We start from the raw sequence: 24,608 nt of genomic DNA, 5'->3' as shown, positions 1-24,608 counted from the left end.
CGTTTTCTTACAACGCGCTTTTTTTATCTATTCTTCAACGATAAAGCGATAAAACGGCCTGGCAATAATAACTCCCTCTTCCTACATCGCTGTTTTTCCTTTTGTTTATTTTTTATGACGTGTTCCCCGAGGGTTATATGGCAAATAATGAGAAAGAGAATCATTATCTCTTAAAAGAGTGGAAACCTGAGAATCCCGGCTTCTGGGAAAATAAAGGAAAATCAATTGCGAGGCGAAATCTGTGGATTTCCGTTGCCTGTTTATTACTCGCCTTCTGCGTCTGGATGTTATTTAGCGCCGTGGCGGTGAATCTCAATAAAGTGGGTTTTAATTTCACTACAGACCAACTCTTTTTATTAACCGCATTACCTTCACTTTCTGGTGCCATATTACGCGTGCCCTACTCCTTTATGGTACCCATATTGGGTGGGCGCAAATGGACGGTGTTAAGTACGGTAATTCTGGTGGTACCGTGCGTCTGGTTGGGCATTGCCATTCAGAACACCTCTACCCCTTACGAAGTATTTATCATCATCGCACTGCTGTGCGGATTCGCTGGGGCTAACTTTGCCTCCAGTATGGGCAACATCAGCTTCTTCTTCCCAAAAGCGAAGCAAGGCAGCGCGCTCGGCATTAACGGTGGGCTCGGCAACCTTGGCGTCAGCGTGATGCAGATGGTCGCCCCCGCGGTGATCTTCCTGCCGATCTTCACCTTTCTTGGCGTTCACGGCGTGCCGCAGGAAGACGGTTCTATCCTGTCGCTGGCCAACGCCGCCATCATCTGGGTGCCGCTGCTGGTTATCGCCACTATCGCCGCCTGGGTGGGGATGAACGATATCGCCAGCTCCAAAGCCTCAGTGCGTGACCAGCTTCCGGTGCTGAAACGCCCGCATATGTGGCTGCTGAGTTTGCTCTATCTGGCAACCTTCGGCTCATTTATCGGCTTCTCTGCCGGTTTTGCGATGCTGGCAAAAACCCAGTTCCCGGACGTTAACATTCTCAAGCTAGCCTTCTTCGGGCCGTTTATCGGCGCGCTGGCGCGTTCATTCGGCGGTGTGATTTCCGATCGCCTCGGCGGCGTGAAGGTCACGCTGGTGAACTTTATATTGATGGCAGTGTTTACCGGCCTGCTGTTCCTGACGCTGCCAGGCAGCGGCTCCGGCAGCTTCCTCGCCTTCTACGTGGTGTTTATGGGCCTGTTCCTGACCGCCGGTCTCGGCAGTGGCTCCACCTTCCAGATGATCGCGGTGATTTTCCGTCAAATCACCATCGACAGCGTCAAAAAACGCGGCGGCAGCGATGAAGAAGCCCAGCACGAAGCGGTTACCGATACCGCCGCCGCGCTCGGTTTTATCTCCGCTATCGGCGCAGTTGGCGGCTTCTTTATTCCAAAAGCCTTCGGCACCTCTTTAGCCATGACCGGTTCACCGGTTGGCGCCATGAAAGTGTTCTTTGTCTTCTACGTCGTGTGCGTGCTGGTGACATGGCTTGTCTACGGCCGCCGCAAACCGACGTCAAAATAAACATAACTATGTGAGCAGTGTAACCACGGGGGAGCAAAGCCCCCCGTCAGGAGGAGCAAGTATGAGCAAGCTACTGGATCGCTTTCGCTACTTTAAGCAGAAACGCGAGACCTTTGCCAACGGTCACGGACAGGTCTACGACAACAACCGTGACTGGGAAGACAGCTATCGTCAACGCTGGCAATTCGACAAGATCGTTCGCTCAACCCACGGGGTGAACTGTACGGGCTCATGCAGCTGGAAGATTTACGTCAAAAACGGCCTGGTCACCTGGGAAACCCAACAGACCGACTATCCCCGCACCCGCCCTGACCTGCCTAACCACGAACCTCGCGGCTGCCCGCGCGGTGCCAGCTACTCCTGGTATCTCTACAGCGCTAACCGTCTGAAGTACCCGCTGGCGCGTAAAAAGCTGATTGAGCTGTGGCGCGAAGCCCTCGCCGAGCACCCGGACCCAATGGTGGCCTGGGACAGCATCATGAAAGACCCGGAAAAGACCCAGAGCTACAAGCAGGCGCGCGGTAAAGGCGGCTTTGTGCGTTCTTCGTGGAAAGAGCTTAACCAGTTGATTGCCGCCGCCAACGTCTGGACGATTAAAAAGTACGGTCCCGACCGCGTGGCGGGCTTCTCGCCGATCCCGGCGATGTCGATGGTTTCTTACGCCGCCGGTACCCGCTATCTCTCCCTAATTGGCGGCACCTGCTTAAGTTTCTACGACTGGTACTGCGACTTACCGCCCGCCTCACCGATGACCTGGGGCGAGCAGACCGACGTGCCGGAATCCGCCGACTGGTACAACTCCAGCTATATCATCGCCTGGGGTTCCAACGTGCCGCAGACCCGTACCCCGGACGCCCACTTCTTCACCGAAGTCCGTTACAAAGGCACTAAGACCGTCGCCATCACCCCAGACTTCTCAGAAGTTGCCAAACTCAGCGACCAGTGGCTGGCACCGAAACAGGGTACCGACAGCGCGCTGGCGATGGCGATGGGCCACGTGATCCTCAAAACGTTCCACCTCGATAACCCAAGCGAATACTTTATCAACTACTGCCGTCGCTATACCGACATGCCAATGCTGGTGATGCTCGACAGCCGCGACGACGGTTCGTATACCGCAGGCCGTATGCTGCGTGCCTCGGATCTGGTGGATGGGCTGGGCGAAGCCAACAACCCGGAATGGAAAACCGTGGCCTACAACCGCGACGGCGAACTGGTAGTGCCAAACGGCTCTATCGGTTTCCGCTGGGGCGAAAAAGGCAAGTGGAACCTCGAATCGCTGGCCTCCGGCAAAGAGATTGAGCTGACGCTGTCGCTGCTGGATAACCGCGATACCGTCGCTGGCGTGGCGTTCCCCTACTTTGGCGGCAACGAAAACCCGCACTTCCGCAGCGTCAGACAAGACCCGATTCTGGTGCGTAAGCTGCCGGCAAAACAGCTGACCTTCGCCGACGGCAGCAGCCGTCTGGTGGTGAGCGTCTATGACCTGGTACTGGCCAACTACGGCCTTGACCGCGGTCTGGACGATGAGCTGGCAGCGAAAAGCTTTGATGAGGTGAAAGCCTACACCCCGGCCTGGGGCGAGCAGATTACCGGCGTATCGCGCCATAACATCGAAAAAATTGCCCTGGAGTTCGCCGATACCGCGCATAAAACGCACGGCCGTTCGATGATCATCCTCGGTGCCGGGGTTAACCACTGGTACCACATGGACATGAACTACCGTGGGATGATCAACATGCTTGTGTTCTGCGGCTGCGTCGGTCAGAGCGGCGGCGGCTGGGCGCACTACGTGGGCCAGGAGAAACTGCGCCCGCAAACCGGCTGGCTGCCGCTGGCCTTTGCACTGGACTGGAACCGCCCACCGCGCCAGATGAACAGTACCTCCTACTTCTACAACCACGCCAGCCAGTGGCGCTATGAGAAGCTCACCGCACAGGAACTGCTCTCACCGCTGGCCGACCCGAAAAAATATACCGGTCATCTGATCGACTTTAACGTCCGCGCCGAACGTATGGGCTGGCTGCCGTCCGCGCCGCAGCTTAACCTCAACCCGCTGACCGTGAAGGCGAAGGCCGCCGCAGCAGGCATGACGCCGCAGGAATACACCGTTCAGGGGCTGAAATCTGGCGATATCCGTTTTGCCAGCGAGCAGCCGGACAACGGTGCGAACCACCCGCGTAACCTGTTTATCTGGCGTTCTAACCTGCTGGGTTCTTCCGGTAAAGGCCACGAATACATGCTGAAGTATCTGCTCGGTGCCGACAGCGGGATTCAGGGCGAGGATCTCGGCTCGACCGACGACGTGAAGCCGGAAGAAGTGGAGTGGCAGACCGCGGCCATTGAGGGCAAGCTTGACCTGCTGGTCACGCTCGATTTCCGTATGTCCAGCACCTGCCTGTTCTCCGATATCGTCCTGCCGACCGCCACCTGGTACGAAAAAGACGATATGAACACCTCGGATATGCACCCGTTCATCCACCCGCTCTCCGCCGCCGTTGACCCGGCATGGGAGTCCAAGAGCGACTGGGAAATCTACAAGGGTATCGCCAAAGCGTTCTCGGAAATCTGTCAGGGGCATCTTGGCGTGGAAACCGACGTGGTGCTGCAACCGCTGCAGCACGACTCCCCGGCGGAGCTGGCGCAGCCGTTTGCCATTCAGGACTGGCGTAAAGGCGAATGCGACCTGATTCCAGGCAAAACCGCTCCGAATATTATCGCGGTTGAACGTGATTATCCGGCCACCTACGAGCGCTTTACCTCGCTCGGCCCGTTGATGGACAAACTCGGCAACGGTGGCAAAGGTATCGGCTGGAAAACCCAGACCGAGATAGATTTCCTCGGCAAGCTCAACTACGTCAAGCTCGATGGCCCGGCGAAAGGCCGCCCGTGTATTGAGACGGCAATTGATGCCGCCGAGGTGATCCTCACCCTGGCGCCGGAAACCAACGGTCAGGTGGCGGTGAAAGCCTGGGAAGCGCTGGGCGAATTTACCGGTCTCAACCACACCCATCTGGCAACCAACAAAGAAGACGAGAAGATTCGCTTCCGCGATATTCAGGCGCAGCCGCGCAAAATCATCTCCAGCCCAACCTGGTCCGGCCTTGAAGATGAACACGTCTCCTATAACGCGGGTTACACCAACGTGCACGAGCTGATCCCGTGGCGTACCGTGTCGGGCCGCCAGTCGCTGTATCAGGATCACCCGTGGATGCGTGATTTTGGCGAGAGCCTGGTGGCCTATCGCCCGCCAATCGACACCCGCAGCGTTAGCCACATGAAGGAGATTCCGCCGAACGGCTTCCCGGAAAAAGCGCTGAACTTCCTGACACCGCACCAGAAATGGGGCATTCACTCTACCTATAGCGAAAACCTGCTGATGCTGACGCTGTCGCGCGGCGGGCCAATCGTCTGGCTGAGCGAAACCGACGCTAAAGAGCTGGGGATCGCCGATAACGACTGGATTGAAGCGTTCAACGGCAACGGTGCGCTCACCGCCCGTGCGGTGGTCAGCCAGCGCGTACCGCCGGGCATGACCATGATGTACCACGCCCAGGAACGCATCATGAATATTCCAGGCTCGGAGGTTACCGGACGACGCGGGGGGATCCATAACTCGGTCACCCGTATCTGCCCAAAACCGACCCATATGATCGGCGGCTATGCGCAACTAGCCTATAGCTTCAACTACTACGGAACGGTCGGTTCGAACCGTGATGAGTTCATTATGATTCGCAAAATGAAAAACATTAATTGGCTGGATGATGAAGGCAATGACCAGGTTCAGGAGGCAGCAAAATGAAGATACGCTCACAGGTTGGGATGGTTTTAAACCTTGATAAATGCATTGGCTGCCACACTTGCTCCGTGACCTGTAAGAACGTCTGGAGCAGCCGCGAAGGGATGGAATACGCGTGGTTTAACAACGTCGAGACCAAACCGGGCATCGGTTTCCCAAAAGACTGGGAAAACCAGGAGAAATGGCAAGGCGGCTGGGTTCGCGGCATCAGCGGCAAACTGACCCCGCGCATGGGCGGCCGCCTGGGCGTGCTGTCGAAAATCTTCGCCAACCCGCTGATCCCGGGCATTGACGATTATTACGAGCCGTTCACCTACGACTACCAGCACCTGCACAACGCGCCGGAGGGTAAAAACCTGCCGACCGCCCGCCCGCGCTCGCTGATTAGCGGCCAGCGGATGAACAAAATTGAGTGGGGTCCGAACTGGGAAGAGCTGCTTGGCGGCGAGTTTGAAAAACGCGCCCACGACCAGAACTTTGCGGCAATGCAAAAAGAGATGTACGGCCAGTTCGAAAACACCTTCATGATGTATCTGCCGCGCCTGTGCGAACACTGTCTGAATCCAAGCTGTGTCGCCACCTGCCCAAGCGGCGCGATTTACAAGCGTGAAGAAGACGGCATCGTGTTGATTGACCAGGACAAGTGCCGCGGCTGGCGTATGTGCATCACCGGCTGCCCGTACAAAAAAATCTACTTCAACTGGAAGAGCGGTAAGTCCGAAAAATGCATCTTCTGCTACCCGCGTATTGAATCCGGCCAGCCGACAGTCTGTTCGGAAACCTGTGTGGGCCGTATTCGCTACCTGGGCGTACTGCTGTATGACGCCGACCGTATCGAAGAAGCCGCCAGCACCGAGCACGAAACCGATCTCTACGAGCGTCAGTGCGACGTGTTCCTTGACCCGCACGACCCGGCAGTGATTGAAGAAGCGCTGAAACAGGGCATCACCCAGAACACGCTGGACGCCGCGCAGCGTTCACCGGTGTACAAAATGGCGATGGACTGGAAGCTGGCGCTGCCGCTGCATCCGGAATATCGCACCCTGCCAATGGTCTGGTACGTGCCGCCTCTGTCACCAATCCAGTCCGTTGCCGATGCCGGTGGCCTGCCAAAAACCGACAGCGTTCTGCCGGCGGTGGAAAGCCTGCGCATTCCGGTACAGTATCTGGCAAACATGCTCAGTGCGGGCGATACCGGCCCGGTGCTACGCGCGCTGAAACGCATGATGGCGATGCGTCACTACAAACGTTCTCAGACCGTTGAGGGCGTAACCGACACCCGCGCGATTGAAGAAGTGGGCTTAAGCGAGGCACAGGTTGAAGAGATGTACCGCTACCTGGCAATCGCCAACTACGAAGACCGCTTCGTGATCCCAACCAGCCACCGTGAAATGGCGGAAGATGCCTTCCCGGAAAGCAAGGGCTGCGGCTTCACCTTCGGCGACGGCTGCCACGGTTCGGACACCAAGTTCAACCTGTTTAACAGCCACCGTATCGACGCCATCAACATCGGGGAGAAAAACTAATGCGGATCCTGAAAATCATCGGGCTGCTGATGGAGTACCCCGATGAGCTCAGCTGGGATAACAAGGATGAGCTGTTTGCGTTAATCGACAGCGACGCCCCAGCGCTGCGCCCGTTCCTCGAGCAGCATCTGGCGGTGTCGCTGCTCGATAAGCAAGCGGAATGGTGTGAGATTTTTGAACGCGGACGCGCTACCTCGCTGCTGTTGTTTGAGCACGTGCACTCGGAGTCCCGCGACCGGGGCCAGGCAATGGTTGAGCTGATGACGCAGTATGAACAGGTCGGCCTGCAGCTGGACTGCCGCGAGCTGCCCGATCATCTGCCGCTTTATCTGGAGTATCTCAGCATTCTACCGCAGGCTCAGGCGCAGGAAGGCCTGCAAAACGTCGCGCCGATTCTGGCGCTGATTGGCGGTCGCCTTAAACAGCGGCAAGCCCCGTGGTATCAGCTGTTCGATACCCTGCTGGCATTGGCCAATACTTCATTATCAAGTGACAGCGTCACAAAACAGGTGGCGGGCGAAGCGCGAGACGATACCCGCCAGGCGCTGGATGCAGTCTGGGAAGAGGAACAGGTGAAGTTTATCGAAGATAACGCCACCGCCTGCGACAGTTCCCCGCTGCAAAGCTATCAACGACGCTTTAGCCAGGACGTGGCGCCACAGTACGTGGACGTCCGTGCGGGAGGCCCGAAATGATACAGTACCTCAACGTCTTTTTTTACGACATCTACCCTTACCTCTGCGGCACGGTGTTCCTGCTGGGCAGTTGGCTGCGCTACGACTACGGTCAGTACACCTGGCGCGCCTCCTCCAGCCAGATGCTCGACAAGCGCGGGATGGTGATTTGGTCCAACCTGTTCCACGTCGGTATTCTGGGGATCTTCTTCGGCCACTTCTTCGGCATGTTAACGCCGCACTGGGTGTATGAGTCCTGGCTACCGCTGTCGCAGAAACAGCTGATGGCGATGATTCTGGGCGGTGCCTGTGGGGTGATGACGCTGGTCGGCGGCGCAGGTCTGCTGATTCGTCGTCTGTTCAACCCGCGCATTCGCGCCACCTCATCGACGGCGGATATTCTGATCCTCAGCATCCTGCTGATCCAGTGCTGCCTCGGCCTGACCACCATTCCGTTCTCCGCGCAGCACCCGGACGGCAGCGAAATGCTGAAGCTGGTGGACTGGGCACAGGCGGTGGTCACCTTCCACGGCGGCGCTTCCGCGCACCTGGACGGCGTGGCCTGGGTCTACCGCGTGCATCTGGTATTGGGCATGACCATCTTCCTGCTGTTCCCGTTCACCCGCCTGGTGCACGTCTGGAGCGCGCCAGTGGAATACCTGACCCGACGTTATCAAGTGGTCCGTTCCCGCCGATAGTCCCTTTATCATAACGTAGATAACGTAGCCCGGCCGAGCACCGCGACGCCGGGTTTTTTATGCCACCAACAAAATACTAAACCTATTCTCAACCATTTTATTTTTCACCACCATAACGCGGAATAACGCGCTATATTACGCTCGTTGAATTTACCGTGGCGCCTGACGGCACACGGGAAATATAAATTCACTCAGCATCGTAATTAATAATCTTGTTATGGCGAGGCTCCTGAATAAACATAAGTTATCGCCCTGGTGGTATCGAGAGAGACCATCACAGGGAAATACAGGCATCCATCGAATCAAGGTGTTGCCAAGATAACTTCTGACGGCTCAAGGCCGTACAGATACGTTGTTCAGTGCTAAAACCGGGACGTAGGGATTTTTCTCAGCATTTCCAGTTTTGTTCGCCCTATATAGAATTTCTATAGGGAACATTTTGATGTCTTATATTCATGCCACTGCGCCGCACTACCCAACCGCCCCGACGACGGGCGATATTATCTCAAGCTACATGTCAAAAACGTTTATTTCGTTGCCGGAACCGCTTAGCGTAAAAGAAGCGCGCGAGATGTTTCTGCGGCAATTAAATGACGACCATTTCCCTTGCGCCGTATTCGTGGTGTCCGGCGACAACCTGCGTGGAATATTATCGACGCGCACGTTGCTCCAGGCGTCCGATGATAATCAGCCGGTCGCGCAGCTAATGACCACCACTTTATTCCACGTCAGCCCGGATGATACCCGTGACGTGGCGGCGGGTCTTATCGAAAAGCATCGTCTGACGCTGCTGCCGGTGATTGAAAACGGCAAGCTTATCGGCTGCCTGAATGAAAAAGAGATAGACCAGCTGTTAGCCGATGAAATCACCGAAGATGCGCAGCTTCAGGGCGCCACCCTGCCGCTGGAAAAACCGTATCTGGAGATAAGCCCGGTGACGCTGTGGAAAAAACGCGCCGTCTGGCTGCTGCTGCTGTTTATCGCCGAAGCGTACACCAGCACCGTAATTCAGCACTTTGAAGAGGCGCTGGAGTCTGCTATTGCGCTGGCGTTCTTTATCCCGCTGCTAATTGGCACCGGGGGCAACAGCGGCACGCAGATCACCTCAACCCTGGTGCGCGCCATGGCGCTGGGCGAAGTGGGCCTGAGGGATTTGGGACGTATTCTGCGTAAAGAGATGTCGACGGCGATGCTGGTTGCCATCACGCTCGGCGCGGCAGGTTGCCTGCGGGCGTGGATCATGGGCATTGGCCCGGAAATCACCTTTATTGTCAGCCTGACGCTGGTGTGCGTCACTATCTGGAGCGCAGTCGTTTCGTCGGTAATCCCACTGGTTATCAAGCGCATCGGCATCGACCCGGCGGTGGTTTCCGCCCCGTTTATCGCCACCCTGATTGACGGCACCGGGCTGATTATCTACTTCAAAATCGCCCAGCATTTCTTAGGGTTAAGCTAACGCGCTGCCTCCCATTCTGTAGCCCGGCCAAGCGAAGCGCCGCCGGGCTACAGGGTAAAGGTGTCGCCGGTTGCAGGGGAGATAATCTCCGGCAGCCATAGTTTGGCCCACGCGCCGGTGCAGTGGCAGCCCATCACTTTATCGGGCTTTAGCTGGTGCAAGAACCGCCTCACCTGCCAGAGCGTCCGCGGCGAAGCACAGCGCAGATGAAAGCCGCCGATCAGCGCATGAACCTTGTCGATCCCGGTAATCTGCTGGCAGTGCCGCACAATGTTGATAATCCCGCGATGCCCGCAGCCGGTAATAATCACCAACCCGCGTTCGGACAGATAAATCAGCACGCCCTCATCAACCACGTAATCCGTTTTATCGCCGGTCACGCCGTAGGCTTTAGGGCGATCAACGGCTATCTCGCCTGACCAGATAAAACGGTCGCTAATGTACAGCGGCGCGCGGGTGTATTCCATACGATGGCGAGCGTAATCAATCTCCAGCGAGAGCTTTTTGATTTTATGGCTGCGCCCCGCCACGCTTAGCGCGGCATAGCGCTCGTTGCCGATGGTCGGGTGGCAAATAATTCGGCTATTGTCCGGCAGCCAGGGCACGCCTCCACAATGGTCGTAGTGACCGTGTGAAAGCACCGTCGCCGTGAGGTTATCCAGCGAAATACCCATCTGCGCGGCATTGTGCTGGAAGCTGTTATCGGGGCCGGTGTCGAAAAGAATGGCGGTGGTTTCATCCTCGATCAGCAGACTTAATCCCGCTTTGGCTCTCAGACCGCTATCGGCCCCGCAAGCCAGATGGTTTTCAAGTAATACACGGATCGTTAAGGCCATATCATTTCATCCCTGAAAATTACGTCTACGGGGCAACGCGGCGCCAAACCCCGGCGTCAGCTTCGCCTCGGCCGGGCTACGGGTTATTTTCCGGCTTCGGGGTGGGTGTCGAATGCCGCCATGATGGCCGCCAGTTCGCTGACGCTAAAGCCGTATTTCGGATCGGTCACGCCAAGCCCGAAGCGGGTTTGCAGCGCTTCGTACAGCGCGGGCACGTCCGGGAAATCAATCTTCTCAACCACATGGTTATTATCCCAATGGGTAAAGTGGAAGTTGGTCAGCGTCATTTTGCCACCGTCGGGTAGATGGCGACACATCAGCAGATGGTGACGGAAATGCGACTGCGGCCAGTGCGCCGACCAGAAGTTGCCCATCACGTAATCCGATGCGTACTGACGCCCCAGGTCGAAGTGATACATCGACTGCCAGTGGTCGTGATGGCTGAACTGTAAAATCCACTCCTGGTTTTCATACAGCAGACGGTAGTCGCCGTGCGGCGTGGTCTGGGGAATATCCGCCAGCAGCTTGATTGGCGCGGTCAGCGTCTGCCCGCCAAAGCCAACGTCGGCAATCCAGCGTTCACCGTCCACGTCCACCAGCAGCAGGCGATGGGTTCGCGGCGGCATCTGCGGCGGATGCGCCAACACCACGCGCCCCAGCAGGCTGCGCACGTGGAAACCGAGTTCACGCAGCACGCGCTCAAACAGACCGTTTTGTTCAAAGCAGTAGCCCCCGCGACGCGCGTGAACCAGCTTATCTTCCAGCGATTGATCGTCGAGGTGCATCTCACGCGGCAACAGCACATCAAGGTTCTCGAACGGAATGGCGCTGTTGTGGTGGATATGCAGACTGCGCAGCGTCTCAATCGATACATCAGGGGTGCCCGTCCAACCGAGACGAGCAAAATAGGCGCTTAAGAAAGGGGTCATCAAAGCCTCCAGCGTTGGTGTCCGTTCTTTATAACCTATTTTGCCCTGCCCACTGACCGATTTGTGCGATCGGTTAACCTACCGTGTACTTCGCTGCATTAGCCCCAGCGCGGTCAGCATTAACCCCAGCCCGACGAACAGCGTCAGGCTCGCCATTGCCATTCCCTGGCCGACCGAACCCTGCTCAAACTGCCGCCAGATAAACACCGCCACGGTCTGCGTTCCCGCAGGTGCCAGCAGCAGTGAGGTCACCAGCTCGCGGGAGGCGACGGCAAAAACCATCAGCATCGCCGCCAGCAGCGCCGGGAATACCAGCGGCAGCACAATCAACCGCAACGCCTGCCACGGCGACGCACCGTGCACACGCGCCGCTGGTTCCAGGTTATTCCCCAACTGACGCAGCGCGCTGCCGACATAGCGCACCGGCCACGGCAACAGCAGGCAGCAATAAGAGAGCAGCAGCATAAACCACGTATTGTAAGGTGAGACCGGCCAGAACGGCTGATTCCACAGCAGGATAAGCCCAACCCCCACCACCACCCCCGGCAGCGCTGCGGGCATCAGCGACAGCGCATCAATCAATGCGCTGCCTTTGATTTTCTGCACCAGTACCAACCAGGCCGCCACCAGCCCGAGCAGGCCGACAATCAGCGCCGAGGCCAGCGCCAACGATAAACTGGTGCCCAACGCCGAGAGCGCATCGCCCTGCTGCGCGAACAGTGCGCTAAAGTGCTTCAGCGTAAAGTTGCCCATGTTCAATCCACCGGAGAGCGTGCCCATCAGGCTGGTTGCCACCATTGACGCACCGGGAAGCAGCACCGCCAGCCCGCCAACGCCGCCCATCACCAGCAGCGCGGGAAGCGTCATAACACCGAGCGACGCCCCACTGTTTTCCCCCGGTTTTCCGGTAACGCTGGTCACTTCAGTCGTTCCCGTCAGCCGTTTTTGCAGCCACCAGGCCAACAACGCCACGGTAATCAGCAGCACCGAGAGCAGTGATGCGCCGGTGAGGTCGATAGGCCAGTCCGCCAGCTTTTTCTCAATACCCACGGTGAGCATCACCACGCCAGCCCTTGAGCCCAGTGCCGCAGGTACGCCGTACTCTTCAATCGCCAGGGTAAAGGCCAGCAGCATCCCTGCCGCCAGCGCCGGGGAAAGCATTGGCAGCGTGACGAGCCAGAATGCCCGCCAGGCGCTCGCCCCGTGAACCCGTGCAACGATAGCCAGCCGCTGCCCGCTCGCCAGCAGGCTGCGTGAGACGGCAAAATAGACCACCGGGAAGATATTCAGGGTCATCACCAGCACGATCCCGGTGCGGCTAAACAACAGATCGTTGAGATCCCAGCCGGTCAGCTGCTGCAGATAGCCGTTATGCTGAAGCACCAGCATCCACGACAGCGCGGCGATATACGGCGGCGTGAGAAACGGAATTAAAAACAACAGATCCCACAGCTTTGGCAGCGGCAGGTTAAACAGCCCGCGCAGCACGCCGAGCGGCAGGCCAATAATCACGCTCATCAGCGCCACGCCGCAGGCAATCCACAAGGTTCCGCCGAGCATCGGCATCAACTGAGGATCGTTGAGTAAAGTGGCTATTCCACTAAACGGCTTATGCAGCGAACCGGCGCTGAACTGCGGAAAAATAGCCTGTAATAGGATAAAAAAGAGCGGTAATGCCACCAGCACCACCAGGGCGATGAGGGTGACGAGAGAGAGGGATTTTTGTTTCACCCGAAATTCCAGATTGTAGCCCGGCCAAGCAAAGCGCCGCCGGGGTTGTGCACCATGCTAACTCCCGGCGTCGCTTCGCTCGGCCGGGCTACGGATATTTACTGCCCGAACAGCGTATTAAACCGAGCCAGAACGGCGCTGCGTTCGCTGCTACCGTCGCTGGTGGTTGGCAACACTTTCAGGTCGTTCAGCAGCGGGCGCTTGGCGGACACATCGCTGCGCGCAGGCATCAGCCATGCGTCGGCGACCATCGCCTGGCCTTCCGGTGACAGGACGTAGTCAACAAAGGCTTTCGCCTCATCCGCATGCTGGGTCGTTTTGAGGATCATCATCGGACGCGGCGCAATCACCGTGCCGCTGGCCGGGAAAATCACCTTCAGCGATTCGCCCTGGTCGATATTGCCGTAGGAAACATAATCTACCGCGCCGAATACCGCTGCTTTCGCCCCCTGCATCACCGGGGTGACCGCCTGCGCGTTCGGCCCACTCACCACCATGCCGTTCTTTTTCAGCTCATCAAACAGCGCCCAGGCTTTATCACCCATGCCATTCTGTAACCCGATCAGCAAATCGAGCGAGGCACCGGAGAGCGCCGGGTCCGGCGTAGTGACTTTGTCTTTAAACGCCGCTTCGGTCAGGTCGCGCCACTCTTTCGGCTCCGGGGTACCGCTTTTGGTGTTCCAGACAATCCCCAGCGCCGAAATACCCTGCGCCACAAAGTCGGCAGATTTCAGTGCCGCTGGCACCTTATCGGTATTCCCGCTCTGATACGGCAGCAGCCAGCCGCGGCCGTGTAAATCTTCAGCGGTGTCCCACGAGGCGGAAATCAGCACGTCCGCCTGCGGGTTAGCCTGCTCGGCCTCCAGGCGCGCCATCACCTTGCCGGTGGTGGCCTGGAAGATATTCACCTTCACGCCGGTTTTCTTTTCATAGCCGCTGGCCAGATTTTTAGCCAACGAACCTGGACCTGCGGTGTAGACGGTCAGCGCATGGGCGCTGGAAATCATCGAAGCGGATAACATCATCGCGAGCGCAACGCCTTTTTTAACGGATTTCATACAAGTTCCCCTGAGGTAGAAGCAACGGTGCGAACAGCAGCAATGCTGCCCGCAGAAAGGTGCACAATTCGGTCAGCCAACAGTTCGGCCTCACGGCGGTCGTGGGTGACGTACACGGCGGTGATACCGAGCTGGCGCAGCAGTCGGCTCATCTCCAGGCATAACGATTCACGCAGTTCGCTATCGAGGTTGGAAAGCGGTTCGTCAAACAGCAGGACCCGCGGCTCGGCGACGATCGCCCTTGCCAGCGCCACGCGCTGCTGCTGTCCACCGGAGAGCCCGGAAGGCTTACGTTCGCCAAAGCCAGAGAGACCGACCATCGACAACGCGTCATTAACCCGACGCGTCCGCTCATCGCGAGCCACACCGCGCATGCGTAGCGGAAAGGCGACGTTTTCAGCGGCGGTCATGTGCGGCCACAGCGCGTAGTCCTGGAAAACCATGCCGATATCCCGCTGCTCGGGCGGTAGCCCCCAGCCGGGTCTGGCAATCAGACGGTCACCGAAATGGATTTCACCTTCAGCGGGAACGGTGAGCCCTGCCAGCAGGCGCAGTAACGTGCTTTTGCCGCAGCCGGAAGGCCCAAGCAATGCCACGATGCTGCCCGCATCGATCTGCAGGTTGATGTGATTAAGAACGGTGGTGGCACCGAAAGCGAAGGAAACGCCATCGAGCCGAATGCCAGTCAGCGCGCGCATTTTCGCCCTCCCCAATTGGAAAGCGATGCTTCACCCGTGGTCGAACGCCGACGGGCCGCGCTCACCTGCATAAACATCAGGGGAGCCAACATATTGTTATCCTCTTTGGGACTTAGTGCTGGCGACTATAGGCAGGTGAGATGACGTATTGATTACGCTTTTATTGCGATTTAGTGTATAGCTAATCGTATCCTACTATTCAGGAAATCCTTATGAGCCGTTTTCGTCCCGTTGAACTTCATCACGCCAGCCGCCTGCTCAACCACGGCCCCACTGTCCTCATCACCAGCTTCGACGTCGACTCACAGCGCCGCAACGTGATGGCCGCTGCCTGGTCAATGCCGGTGGAGTTTGAGCCGCCGCGTATCGCCATCGTGGTCGATAAGAGCGCCTGGTCACGGGAAATTATTGAGCGTAACGGCACCTTCGGGATTGTGGTACCGAGCGTCGCTGCCGCCAGCTGGACCTACGCGGTAGGCAGCATCAGCGGACGCGAAGAGGATAAATTCAACGCCTACGGCATTCCGGTGGTGAAAGGCCCGGTGCTGGGATTGCCGGTGATTGAAGAAAAATGTCTGGCATGGATGGAGTGCCGACTGCTGCCCGCCACGGCCGCCGCCGGGCAGTACGATACGCTGTTTGGCGAAGTGGTTTCCGCCGCGGCGGATGAACAGGCGTTTGTGGCCGGGCGCTGGAATTTCGACGACGATAAGCGCAATACGCTGCATCATCTCGGCGCGGGAACGTTTGTGGCCAGCGGAAAACAGATCCGAGCAAACACGCCTGAGGAGTAGCCCAGCAATGGTAGCCCGGCCAAGCGAAGCGCCGCCGGGAATAGCGCCGCGCCTCCCCGGAGTCGGCTACGCCTCGTCCGGGCTACGAAGGTTTACATGCTGTAGCCTGGCTTTTTAATCAGCTCATCCATATGTGGGGCAATCTCGGTGTCCCACACCTGCTGCCAGTCGCTCTGCTGTACCTGATTCAGGGCAACGCTAACGGCACCCTCTTTGCTATTCAGATGGCGAATTAATACTTCGGTGATGTCCGCTGCCAGCGCGGTTTTTTGTTCTTCGTTCAGGTCGCGGGGAAAACATTTGATATCAACGTGTGGCATCTGCAGGGCTCCTTATGGTTAGAGCCATAAAGCTATCATAGCCTGGCGTAAACCACTGCCTTTTCGTGCGCTTAAGCACCAGATTGCTGCGCTTTTTCTGCCAGCAACTGCGCGATAAACGCTTCGGTTTCACGCTGATTACGCAACCGCACAAAGCGGATATGCTGCCACGCGGGATCGGCCATATCCCGCAGATAGCGCTCGCGGTTTGGCCGCCAGGTTTTCAGCGTCCAGAGGATGATGGAGTCACGGCTAAAGAAGGAACGCCGGAAGCTCTCCCGGTTACCGGTGCCCGGCCACAGCTCCTGCTGTCGCCACGCGCGGCTTGCGGCACGGCATACGGCCTGGCGGAAAGTGCGCCAGAAGCTGTAATCCACCCACACCACCAGATCCACCTCGCGCCACTTTACCGGGCGACTACGATTGTAGTTACCGTCCAGTACCCACCCGGGGGCGGCGGTTGCCTGCGCCAGCGCGGCAAAGAGTTCCTCATCGGTGACGCCCTGCCAGTCTGGCCGCCAGTACAGCGTATCCATCTCGATATAGGGCACGGAAAACAGCGCCGCCAGACGTTTTGCCAGCGTCGATTTCCCCACGCCGCTGGTGCCTACCACGTTGATTTTCATGAATGTCCTGATTAACGAATCGGCAGTACCAGCGTATGGGGCTGCAACGGGGATTCAACAAAGCCGAAGCGCTGATAAAAGGCTTTCGCATTATCGCTTAGCGCATGCACCACCAGCCCGCGTACGCCAATAACCTGTGAAATCAGTATGGTGCGCATCACTGCTTCTCGCAGTAATTTGCCACCCCAGCGCTGCTTTTGGTAGTCGACATCAACGGCAAAGCGCGCAATCAGCACAATGGGGATCGGTTCTGGCATATTGCGCCGAAACGCGCCGGGAACCGCTTCACGCTGGATCGCACCGGTCGACAGCGAATAATAACCCATCACGCGCTTATCAACGTCCGAGCAAAGTACAAACGTCCTGGTTGCGCCGGTCTCCTCATTTTGCCAGGCGCGACGTTTTAACCAGTCATCCAGTACCGGTTCACCGGAGCAAAAATCCGCTATCAGGTGCGCCAGAGAAAGCTTCTCCGTCAGATCCTTCACCATGAATATTTGTCGCTCATCAGCTCCTGAAAACCGGCATTTTCCGACAGTGGTGTATCAAGAATACGTTGAAATTCAGCGAACTGCTCTTCGCTTACCACCAGCAGGCGCTGGTCAAGTAACACCTCCTGCGCTTTTTCGCAGGCGGCATTGAGCATAAAATCGGTGCGGGATAGCGAGTTTAGCTGTGCTGCTCGATCGATCAGATCGCGCTGCCGAGGCGTTGCCCGTAAATTGATGGGGGCCTCTTTTGCTCTGTTAGGCATTTCGCCTCCGTGTATATACAATAGATATACATAATTTTAGCGCAAGAAATCGCCACTGTATATCTCTTGGCGATCGCGAATACGCGGATTACACTGCTGAATCATGAACCAGATTCATTAATGGCCACATCCCATGCTGAAAGACAATATCAACGATCTGATCTCTTTTATGGTCGTGGCGCGCGAGCGCAGTTTTACCCGCGCGGCGGCGCAGTTGGGCGTTTCACAGTCAGCGCTTAGCCATGCCATGCGCAATCTGGAAAGCCGTCTCGATGTGCGTCTGCTGACGCGCACCACCCGTAACGTAGCCCCCACCGAAGCGGGCGAAAAGCTCTATCAGCGCCTGAGCCCGCATTTGCAAGAGATTGCCCAGGAGATTGCCGCCCTGCGCGATTCACGCGAACGTCCGGCGGGTAACATTCGCCTGACGGCGGGCGAGCACGCCATGAACACCATTATCTGGCCGCGCATTAAGCCGTTTATGCAGCAGTACCCGGATATCCATATCGAGGTCACCGTCGATAACGGCCTGACGGATATTGTCGACGAACGCTTTGATGCGGGCATCCGCTTAGGGGAACAGGTCGCGCGCGATATGATTGCCGTGCGCATTGGCCCGGATATGCGCATGGCGGTGGTCGGTTCGCCGGACTATCTGACAAGTCACGGGGTACCGCAAACGCCGCATGAATTGCAGCAGCATCGCTGTATCAATATGCGTCTGCCAACCAAAGGCGGGCTGTATGCGTGGGAATTTGAGCGCGACGGCGAACCGCTGCGGGTACGGGTTGAGGGGCAACTGACGCTCAACTGCCTGCCCCAGCGTATCGAGGCTGCCGAGGCGGGATTAGGGCTGGCCTATGTACCGGAAGATACGATCGCGGAGGGCGTTGCCGCAGGGCGTTTGCAGCACGTGCTGGCCGACTGGTGCATCCCGTTTGCGGGTTATTATCTTTATTATCCCAGCCGTCGCCAGCACACCACCGCGTTTGCGCTGCTGGTGGAGACATTGCGCTATTAGGCCTCAGAGCCGTCCCGGCGTCGCGTTGCTCGGCCGGGCTACATGCGCGGTAGCCCGGCCGAACGAAGTGACGCCGGGGGGAATACGAGCTAAATAGCGGATTTAGGCTGCAGGTTTTCGTCAAACTCCAGACGCTTTCTACCCGGTTCTTCTTCGGTCAGTGGCTCAACGGCAACCAGCGTTTTCTGGCAGCGGTCGACCAGCACCTGATACTCGCGAGTCCCCTGCTTTTTCCACTCAAGCTCCTGCTCGGTTAAGCTACGAATCGCCTTCGCCGGGCTGCCGATAATCAGATGGTTGGCGGGCATTTCCGCCCGCGCTTTCACGAATGCGCACGCGCCAACGATGCTGTTCTCGCCGATGGTCGCGCCGTCGATAATCACCGCGCTCATGCCAACCAGCGCATTACGGCCAATCACGCAGCCGTGCAGAATCGCGCCGTGGCCGATATGCCCGTCTTCCTCCACCACCGTATCCTGGCCGGGAAAACCGTGCATCACGCAGTTATCCTGGATGTTAGCGCCATCTTTGACCACGATACGTCCAAAATCACCGCGCAGGCTCGCGTTTGGCCCAACATAAACCCCTTTGCCAAGGATCACATCGCCAATCAGTACGGCGGTCGGGTGAACGTAGCTTTCCGTCGGAACCACCGGGGTCATTCCGTCCATCTGATAAATCGGCATGGCTTCTCCTGTTACGCTTCGGGCAATCCCCCAAAACGCTGATAATAGAGCGGCCCCGGCGCGGGCAGTTCGCCCACCGAACTTTCGCCCTTTTCACTGACGAAAGCCTGCGCCCCTGGGGCCACGCGTTGATAGATGTTGATACAAAGCTGGCGCGCGGTCTGGCCCAGCCAGTGGGCAGGCAGCAGCTCTTCCGGCAGCAGCGGATCCTTCAGCACCACGCGGCGATAGAAGTGGATCAGCAGCAGGCGAATCTGGAAGCAGCGCTCCGGCGTTAGCTCATCGGCTTCGGCATCACGCAGCAGCGGCAGCAGCGGGCGGAACAGCGTGATAAACGCCTCGTACATGGCGTTCTGTTCGGTCAGATGCCAGCACTCCTCTACCCGCTCGCGCAGCGCGGCGCGGGAGAGCGCCAGCGGCGAATGGGCTTCGAAGAAGATAACGTTCTCCGCCACGCCCGCTTCATGCAGCAGCGACTGTACGTCCGCCAGCTTTTGCGACGGCGAGGCCAAAAGGCTCGGCGCAAGCACGCCAAACCCCTGCCAGATCAACTGTTTTTTGACTTCGGCGAGGGTGTTTTTTTCCAGCCCTTCAGAAAGCAGCAGCAGCCAGGTGCCGTCCCATTCTGGGGCGTTGGCGCGATAAATTTTGCTTTCGGCGCGGCGCGTCAGGCGTAGCCCTTTGTCGCTCAGACGATAGAAGCTGCGGCGGCCGATACGCACAACGTCCAGCCACTCTTCTTTGTTGAGGCGAAACAGCGCGGTACGCACGAAACGTTCACCAAAGCCCAACCCTTCCAGCAGCGCCGCCACGCTGCCAAGCCAGACCTCTCCACCGCGCTGGGATAAACAGTCACCGTACAGTGAGGCAATCAGCGAAGTGCCGCTGATCGGCATCGCGGTGACCGCCTGCTGGATAAAGCTATCGAGTTTTTCCATATGAATCATAGTGTTGTTATTTTTGTCCTTTTTGAATCATAGCACAGGAATAAAGCAGCGATACGCCAGGAATTTGTAGCCCGGCCGAACGAAGTGACGCCGGGGATGGCACAGTGCTAAAACCCGGCGTCGCGTTGCTCGGCCGGGCTACATTGCTTAGCCGTTGGCAGCGGCTTTACGCAGGTCAAATACGCGGCACGCCTTGCCTTCAGAGCGTGGAATGCTGCCGCAGTTGACGATGCTAACGTCCGTTGAAATGCCGACCATCGACTTAATGCGATGACGCAGGTGGTGGCAAATCTGGCAGCGCTGTTCGTGGCTCAGCACCAGGCTACTCTCTTTCAGCTCAACGCGAATCGACAGTGAATCAAGATGCCCACGGCGATCGACTTCCAACTGGTAGTGCGGCGCCAGATGTTCAATCTTGAGGATCTCTTCTTCTACCTGCGACGGGAAGACGTTCACGCCGCGGATAATCAGCATGTCGTCGCTGCGCCCACTGATGCGATCCATGCGGCGCATGGTGCGGGCGGTGCCCGGAAGCAGACGCGTCAGGTCGCGGGTGCGGTAACGAATTACCGGCAGCGCTTCTTTGGTGAGCGTGGTGAACAGCAGTTCGCCGTGCTCGCCGTCGGCCAGCGGCGTACCGTCTTCCGGGTTGACCACTTCCGGGAAGAAATGGTCTTCCCAGATGGTTGGGCCATCGGCGGTTTCAATACACTCCATCGCCACGCCCGGCCCCATCACTTCGGACAGGCCGTAGATATCCAGCGCGGTAATGCCGAGGCGGCGTTCAATTTCCGCCTTCATGCCGGTGGTCCAGGGTTCAGCGCCAAAGACGCCGGTACGCAGCGAACAACCGCGCGCGTCGCCGCCCATCTGGCGTTCCAGCTCTTCAATCAGGTTCAGGCAGTAAGATGGCGTCACCATGATCATGTCAGGTTTGAAATCACGGATCAGCTGCGCCTGTTTCTCGGTCTGGCCGCCGGACATCGGGATCACCGTCGCCCCTAAACGCTCGGCACCGTAGTGCGCGCCCAGGCCGCCGGTGAACAGGCCGTAGCCGTAGGCCACATGAATTTTATCCTTCGCCGAGCCGCCAGCGGCGCGCAGCGAACGGGCGACGATGTTTGCCCAGGTATCAATATCGTTCTGCGTATAGCCAACGACGGTCGGCTTGCCGGTGGTCCCGGATGACGCGTGAATACGCACCACCTGCTCCATCGGTACCGCGAAGGTATCGAACGGATAGTTGTCGCGCAGATCCTGCTTGGTGGTGCAGGGAAATTTAGCGAGATCGCTCAGCTCATGAAAATCGTCAGGGTGTACGCCCGCCGCGTCAAACTTACGGCGGTACATCGGGACATTTTCGTAGGCGTGTTTCAGCGTCCACTTCAGGCGTTCTGTTTGCAGGGCCTGTAACTCGTCACGCGATGCGGTTTCAATCGGATCTAATTTTGTTGTAGTTGTCATTTTGTAGGGTACTCGCAGGTCAATTAGCTCACACTCGCTCGAGGATCATGGCAATGCCCTGACCCACGCCAATACACATCGTACACAGCGCATAGCGTCCATTGCGTCGTTCCAGCTCCAGCGTCGCTGCCAGCGCCAGTCGCGCGCCGCTCATGCCCAACGGGTGACCTAAAGCGATGGCGCCACCGTTGGGATTCACGTGCGCCGCGTCGTCCGCCAGTCCAAGCTGTCTGAGCACGCCCAGCGCTTGGGCGGCAAAGGCTTCGTTCAGCTCAATCACGTCCATATCGTTAATATTCAGCCCGGCACGCTCCAGCACTTTACGCACCGCCGGAACCGGCCCAAGGCCCATGTACTTCGGTTCAACGCCTGCGGTCGCCATGGCGACAATACGGGCGCGCGGCGTTAAACCCTGCGCGGCGGCCTGCTGCTGGCTGGCGATAATCAGCGCTGCCGCCCCGTCGTTCACGCCGGAGGCGTTACCTGCTGTCACCACGCCGTCCTTGCGGAACGGCGTTTTCAGCGAGGCCAGTTGCTCCAGGGTGGTCTCCGCACGCGGATGCTCATCTTCACGCACCGCGCTGACCGCGCCCTTCTTACCGATGATTTGCACCGGCACAATTTCCTGCGCCAGAATGCCGTCGCGTTGCGCTTTGGCGGTACGCTGCTGGCTGCGGTAAGCAAAGGCGTCCTGATCGGCTCGGCTAATGTTTAACAATTCCGCTACATTCTCCGCCGTTTCCGGCATGCTGTCAGTACCAAATTGTTGCTGCATGAGCGGGTTCACAAAACGCCAACCGATAGTGGTATCAAACATCTCGGCCTGACGCTGATATGGCGTGGTCGCCTTGCCCATCACGAACGGTGCGCGGGACATCGACTCTACGCCACCGGCAATCATCAGGTCCGCATCGCCCGCTTTAATGGCCCGCGCGGCGAAGCCAATCGCATCAAGGCCGGAGCCACACAGGCGGTTAATGGTGGTGCCGGACACGCCGTACGGATAGCCCGCCAGCAGCGTTGCCATATGCGCGACGTTACGGTTATCTTCCCCGGCCTGGTTGGCACAGCCGAAAATCACGTCGTCGATACAGGTTGGATCTAACTTCGGGTTACGGCTCAGCAGCTCGCGCAGCGGAATTGCCGCCAGATCGTCAGCACGAACCCCGGCCAGACCACCCGCGTAGCGGCCAATCGGGGTACGAATACCGTCACAAATAAACGCATCACGCATTAGACTTCTCCTGTAATAGTGCCGCCGATGCGGTGCGATTTGCCGCGAAACAGCGCTACGGTTTTTTGCTGCGGGTTGACGATTTCAATGTCATACACGCCGGTCAGTTTGCCCTGCTGCTTGACCCGGGCGGTGGCGGTTAATTTCTCTCCCGCAAAGGCCGGGCGCAGAAAATCGATGCTGGCAGCCGACGCCACCGCTGCCAGCCCCTGGCTGTTGCAGGCGTAGGCAAAAGCGGTATCCGCCAGCGTGAATAACTGTCCGCCGTGGCAGGTCTGATGGCCGTTTAGCTGCGAGGGCGACACGGTCATCGTCATCTGCGCGTAGCCGTCGTCCATCTCAATAATTTCAATCCCCAGCGCCTGCGCGCAGGTGTCTTTCTCGTACATGGCGCGGGCGTTGCGCCAGGCTTCATTACTCATGACGCATCTCCATCAGCGCTTTCTGGCGCAGCAGCGCACTGGGGCGATAGCGTTCTTCGCCATAGTGCTGTTGTAGGTTTTCCAACAGACGCAGCACGCGCCCCCAGCCAAGCGATTCGCCCCAGGCCAGCGGCCCACGCGGGTAGTTCACCCCTAAGCGCATCGCGGTATCAATATCGTCTGCGTTGGCGACGCCTTTTTGCACCGCATCCAGCGCTTCGTTCGCCAGCATCGCTACCGTGCGCCACACCAGCAGCCCTGGGTAGTCGGCAATACGCAGTACTTTTTTGCCCTGCTGCTGGAAGTAATGCACCGCTTTATCGGTGGCGGAATCCGGGTTGGTCGGCGCGCTTGCCAGCACGACGGTATCGCCCGCCGCATGGTCATACACCACCACCGGGCGCTGATGCTGCACGCTTAAGGCCAGCGCGGTTTCACCGGTGGTTTCCAACAGCAGCACATCATCCAGCTCAGTGACAACGTCACTTTTGACAATCTTCGCCGCGCGGTCAGCAGAAACGGCAGCCAGCGCCAGTTCGGGCTGATTTTCTACCGGCCAGCGATAGACGCCGTGACCGCTCTTCTTGCCCAGACGCCCTGCCAGCGCCAGCTCCTGTTGCAGCAGCGATGGCAGAAAACGGCGGTCCTGCCAGAAAGCGTTAAACACCGAACAGGTCACCGCGAAGTTCACGTCCTGGCCGATAAGGTCAGTCAGCGCCAGCGGCCCCATCGGGAAGCCGCCACCGTCACGCAGCGCGGCATCAATCACTTCCGCTGATGCCACCTGCTCTTCCAGCGCGCGCCAGGCTTCGGCGTAGTACGGACGCGCCACGCGGTTAACGATAAAGCCTGGCGTGGAGCGGCAGCGCACCGGCTGTTTGCCCCAGGCGGTGACGCACTCGCAAAGCTGCTCGACCACTTCCGTTGAGGTGGCAAGGCCACTCACCACTTCCACCAGTTTCATGACCGGTGCCGGGTTAAAGAAGTGCAGCCCCGCCACGCGTTCCGGATGTTTAATGCCCGCCGCAATCGCGGTAATCGAGATAGACGAGGTGTTGCTGGTCAGCAGCGTTGACGGTGAGCAAATCTCCGCCAGCTCGCTAAACAATGCCTTTTTAATCTCCAGACGCTCGGACGCGGCTTCAATCACCAGCTGGGCGTCGGCAAGCTGCGTTAATTCGGTTGCTGGCGTAATACGCGCCAGCAGCGCCTGTGCCTGTTCGGCGCTGATTTTGCCGCGGCTAACGCGGGCGTTCAGGCGCTGGGCAATGCCGTCGATGGCGCGAGTAATCGCCTCGGCGGAAATGTCATACAGCAGCACCGCATGTCCAGCGCTGGCCGCCACTTCGACAATCCCGGCACCCATGGTGCCGCCGCCAATCACGGCGACGGTGTGAAGAGTCTGGCTCATG

23 protein-coding genes and 1 riboswitch are annotated in these 24,608 nt (G+C 58.3%); of the genes, 8 read left to right on the top strand and 15 right to left on the bottom strand.

The window, feature by feature from the left end:
• Positions 1 to 137: 137 nt before the first annotated feature.
• The 6 genes from FHC49_RS13730 to FHC49_RS13705 all read left to right on the top strand — a co-directional run bounded on the left by FHC49_RS13730 (position 138) and on the right by FHC49_RS13705 (position 9,676).
• Positions 138 to 1,523, top strand: coding sequence for a NarK family nitrate/nitrite MFS transporter (locus tag FHC49_RS13730; RefSeq protein ID WP_185666288.1), 1,386 nt, complete (start codon positions 138 to 140; stop codon positions 1,521 to 1,523).
• Positions 1,524 to 1,584: 61 nt separating this feature from the next.
• The gene (locus tag FHC49_RS13725) at positions 1,585 to 5,325 is read left to right on the top strand and encodes a nitrate reductase subunit alpha (RefSeq protein WP_220440065.1); all 3,741 of its coding nucleotides are present in this window, start codon (positions 1,585 to 1,587) and stop codon (positions 5,323 to 5,325) included.
• Positions 5,322 to 6,848: a nitrate reductase subunit beta gene (narH, locus tag FHC49_RS13720; protein WP_185666286.1), complete on the top strand. Its 1,527-nt coding sequence runs from the start codon at positions 5,322 to 5,324 to the stop codon at positions 6,846 to 6,848. The genes FHC49_RS13725 and narH overlap by 4 nt, the downstream gene beginning before the upstream one ends.
• On the top strand, positions 6,848 to 7,543 hold the full coding sequence (gene narW / locus FHC49_RS13715; protein ID WP_220440064.1) for a nitrate reductase molybdenum cofactor assembly chaperone: 696 nt from the start codon (positions 6,848 to 6,850) through the stop codon (positions 7,541 to 7,543). The genes narH and narW overlap by 1 nt, the downstream gene beginning before the upstream one ends.
• Positions 7,540 to 8,220, top strand: coding sequence for a respiratory nitrate reductase subunit gamma (narI, locus tag FHC49_RS13710; RefSeq protein WP_064545526.1), 681 nt, complete (start codon positions 7,540 to 7,542; stop codon positions 8,218 to 8,220). Before narW ends, narI begins: the two co-directional genes overlap by 4 nt.
• 204 nt (positions 8,221 to 8,424) lie before the next feature.
• A riboswitch (M-box (ykoK) riboswitch) is annotated at positions 8,425 to 8,608 on the top strand.
• 54 nt (positions 8,609 to 8,662) lie between these two features.
• The gene (locus FHC49_RS13705) at positions 8,663 to 9,676 is read left to right on the top strand and encodes a magnesium transporter (protein WP_220440063.1); all 1,014 of its coding nucleotides are present in this window, start codon (positions 8,663 to 8,665) and stop codon (positions 9,674 to 9,676) included.
• Positions 9,677 to 9,723: 47 nt separating this feature from the next.
• Here FHC49_RS13705 and FHC49_RS13700 read toward each other — a convergent pair whose 3' ends face one another.
• The 5 genes from FHC49_RS13700 to FHC49_RS13680 form a co-directional block, all read right to left on the bottom strand.
• Positions 9,724 to 10,512 (bottom strand): MBL fold metallo-hydrolase, encoded by a 789-nt coding sequence (locus tag FHC49_RS13700; RefSeq protein WP_220440062.1) that lies wholly within the window; start codon positions 10,510 to 10,512, stop codon positions 9,724 to 9,726.
• A gap of 83 nt (positions 10,513 to 10,595) precedes the next feature.
• Positions 10,596 to 11,441 carry an N-hydroxyarylamine O-acetyltransferase gene (gene nhoA, locus FHC49_RS13695; protein ID WP_220440061.1) on the bottom strand — a complete coding sequence of 282 codons (846 nt, stop codon included), beginning with the start codon at positions 11,439 to 11,441 and terminating at the stop codon, positions 10,596 to 10,598.
• A gap of 78 nt (positions 11,442 to 11,519) precedes the next feature.
• Positions 11,520 to 13,172 (bottom strand): iron ABC transporter permease, encoded by a 1,653-nt coding sequence (locus FHC49_RS13690; RefSeq protein WP_220440060.1) that lies wholly within the window; start codon positions 13,170 to 13,172, stop codon positions 11,520 to 11,522.
• A gap of 98 nt (positions 13,173 to 13,270) precedes the next feature.
• Positions 13,271 to 14,230 carry an ABC transporter substrate-binding protein gene (locus tag FHC49_RS13685; RefSeq protein ID WP_220440059.1) on the bottom strand — a complete coding sequence of 320 codons (960 nt, stop codon included), beginning with the start codon at positions 14,228 to 14,230 and terminating at the stop codon, positions 13,271 to 13,273.
• Entirely contained in the window at positions 14,227 to 14,928 is a 702-nt protein-coding gene (locus FHC49_RS13680; protein WP_185666278.1) for an ABC transporter ATP-binding protein, read from the bottom strand. The genes FHC49_RS13685 and FHC49_RS13680 overlap by 4 nt, the downstream gene beginning before the upstream one ends.
• 212 nt (positions 14,929 to 15,140) lie before the next feature.
• Here FHC49_RS13680 and FHC49_RS13675 point away from each other — a divergent pair, with 212 nt between their 5' ends.
• A complete protein-coding gene (locus FHC49_RS13675) occupies positions 15,141 to 15,722 on the top strand; it encodes a flavin reductase family protein (RefSeq protein ID WP_220440058.1) in 582 nt (193 codons plus the stop codon).
• A gap of 92 nt (positions 15,723 to 15,814) precedes the next feature.
• Here the strand turns inward: FHC49_RS13675 and pptA are convergent, their stop codons facing one another.
• From pptA to FHC49_RS13655, 4 genes are all read right to left on the bottom strand, one after another.
• Positions 15,815 to 16,042 carry a tautomerase PptA gene (gene pptA, locus FHC49_RS13670; RefSeq protein ID WP_220440057.1) on the bottom strand — a complete coding sequence of 76 codons (228 nt, stop codon included), beginning with the start codon at positions 16,040 to 16,042 and terminating at the stop codon, positions 15,815 to 15,817.
• A 71-nt stretch (positions 16,043 to 16,113) separates the two neighbouring features.
• A complete protein-coding gene (locus FHC49_RS13665) occupies positions 16,114 to 16,668 on the bottom strand; it encodes an AAA family ATPase (protein ID WP_220440056.1) in 555 nt (184 codons plus the stop codon).
• An 11-nt stretch (positions 16,669 to 16,679) separates the two neighbouring features.
• Positions 16,680 to 17,159, bottom strand: a complete 480-nt coding sequence (locus FHC49_RS13660) for a GNAT family N-acetyltransferase (protein WP_185666275.1) — start codon at positions 17,157 to 17,159, stop codon at positions 16,680 to 16,682.
• Positions 17,153 to 17,422 (bottom strand): DUF1778 domain-containing protein, encoded by a 270-nt coding sequence (locus FHC49_RS13655; protein ID WP_185666274.1) that lies wholly within the window; start codon positions 17,420 to 17,422, stop codon positions 17,153 to 17,155. The genes FHC49_RS13660 and FHC49_RS13655 overlap by 7 nt, the downstream gene beginning before the upstream one ends.
• A 133-nt stretch (positions 17,423 to 17,555) precedes the next feature.
• On the opposite strand from FHC49_RS13655, the gene FHC49_RS13650 reads away from it, so the two are divergent.
• Positions 17,556 to 18,443 carry a LysR family transcriptional regulator gene (locus FHC49_RS13650; RefSeq protein ID WP_220440055.1) on the top strand — a complete coding sequence of 296 codons (888 nt, stop codon included), beginning with the start codon at positions 17,556 to 17,558 and terminating at the stop codon, positions 18,441 to 18,443.
• Positions 18,444 to 18,532: 89 nt separating this feature from the next.
• On the opposite strand, the gene paaY is transcribed toward FHC49_RS13650, so the two are convergent.
• From paaY to FHC49_RS13620, 6 genes are all read right to left on the bottom strand, one after another.
• Entirely contained in the window at positions 18,533 to 19,129 is a 597-nt protein-coding gene (paaY, locus tag FHC49_RS13645) for a phenylacetic acid degradation protein PaaY (protein WP_220440054.1), read from the bottom strand.
• An 11-nt stretch (positions 19,130 to 19,140) separates the two neighbouring features.
• Positions 19,141 to 20,067, bottom strand: coding sequence for a phenylacetic acid degradation operon negative regulatory protein PaaX (gene paaX, locus FHC49_RS13640; protein ID WP_185666271.1), 927 nt, complete (start codon positions 20,065 to 20,067; stop codon positions 19,141 to 19,143).
• A gap of 156 nt (positions 20,068 to 20,223) precedes the next feature.
• Positions 20,224 to 21,540 (bottom strand): phenylacetate--CoA ligase PaaK, encoded by a 1,317-nt coding sequence (gene paaK, locus FHC49_RS13635; protein ID WP_185666270.1) that lies wholly within the window; start codon positions 21,538 to 21,540, stop codon positions 20,224 to 20,226.
• 28 nt (positions 21,541 to 21,568) lie between these two features.
• On the bottom strand, positions 21,569 to 22,774 hold the full coding sequence (gene pcaF, locus FHC49_RS13630) for a 3-oxoadipyl-CoA thiolase (protein WP_220440053.1): 1,206 nt from the start codon (positions 22,772 to 22,774) through the stop codon (positions 21,569 to 21,571).
• Positions 22,774 to 23,196 (bottom strand): hydroxyphenylacetyl-CoA thioesterase PaaI, encoded by a 423-nt coding sequence (gene paaI, locus FHC49_RS13625; protein WP_185666268.1) that lies wholly within the window; start codon positions 23,194 to 23,196, stop codon positions 22,774 to 22,776. The genes pcaF and paaI overlap by 1 nt, the downstream gene beginning before the upstream one ends.
• On the bottom strand, positions 23,189 to 24,607 hold the full coding sequence (locus tag FHC49_RS13620; protein WP_220440052.1) for a 3-hydroxyacyl-CoA dehydrogenase: 1,419 nt from the start codon (positions 24,605 to 24,607) through the stop codon (positions 23,189 to 23,191). The genes paaI and FHC49_RS13620 overlap by 8 nt, the downstream gene beginning before the upstream one ends.
• Position 24,608: the final 1 nt, after the last annotated feature.

Origin of the sequence: Kluyvera sp. EC_51 (assembly GCF_019584505.1) — a bacterium.
GTDB lineage: Bacteria > Pseudomonadota > Gammaproteobacteria > Enterobacterales > Enterobacteriaceae > Kluyvera > Kluyvera sichuanensis.
This window is presented reverse-complemented; position numbering and strand designations above follow the sequence as displayed.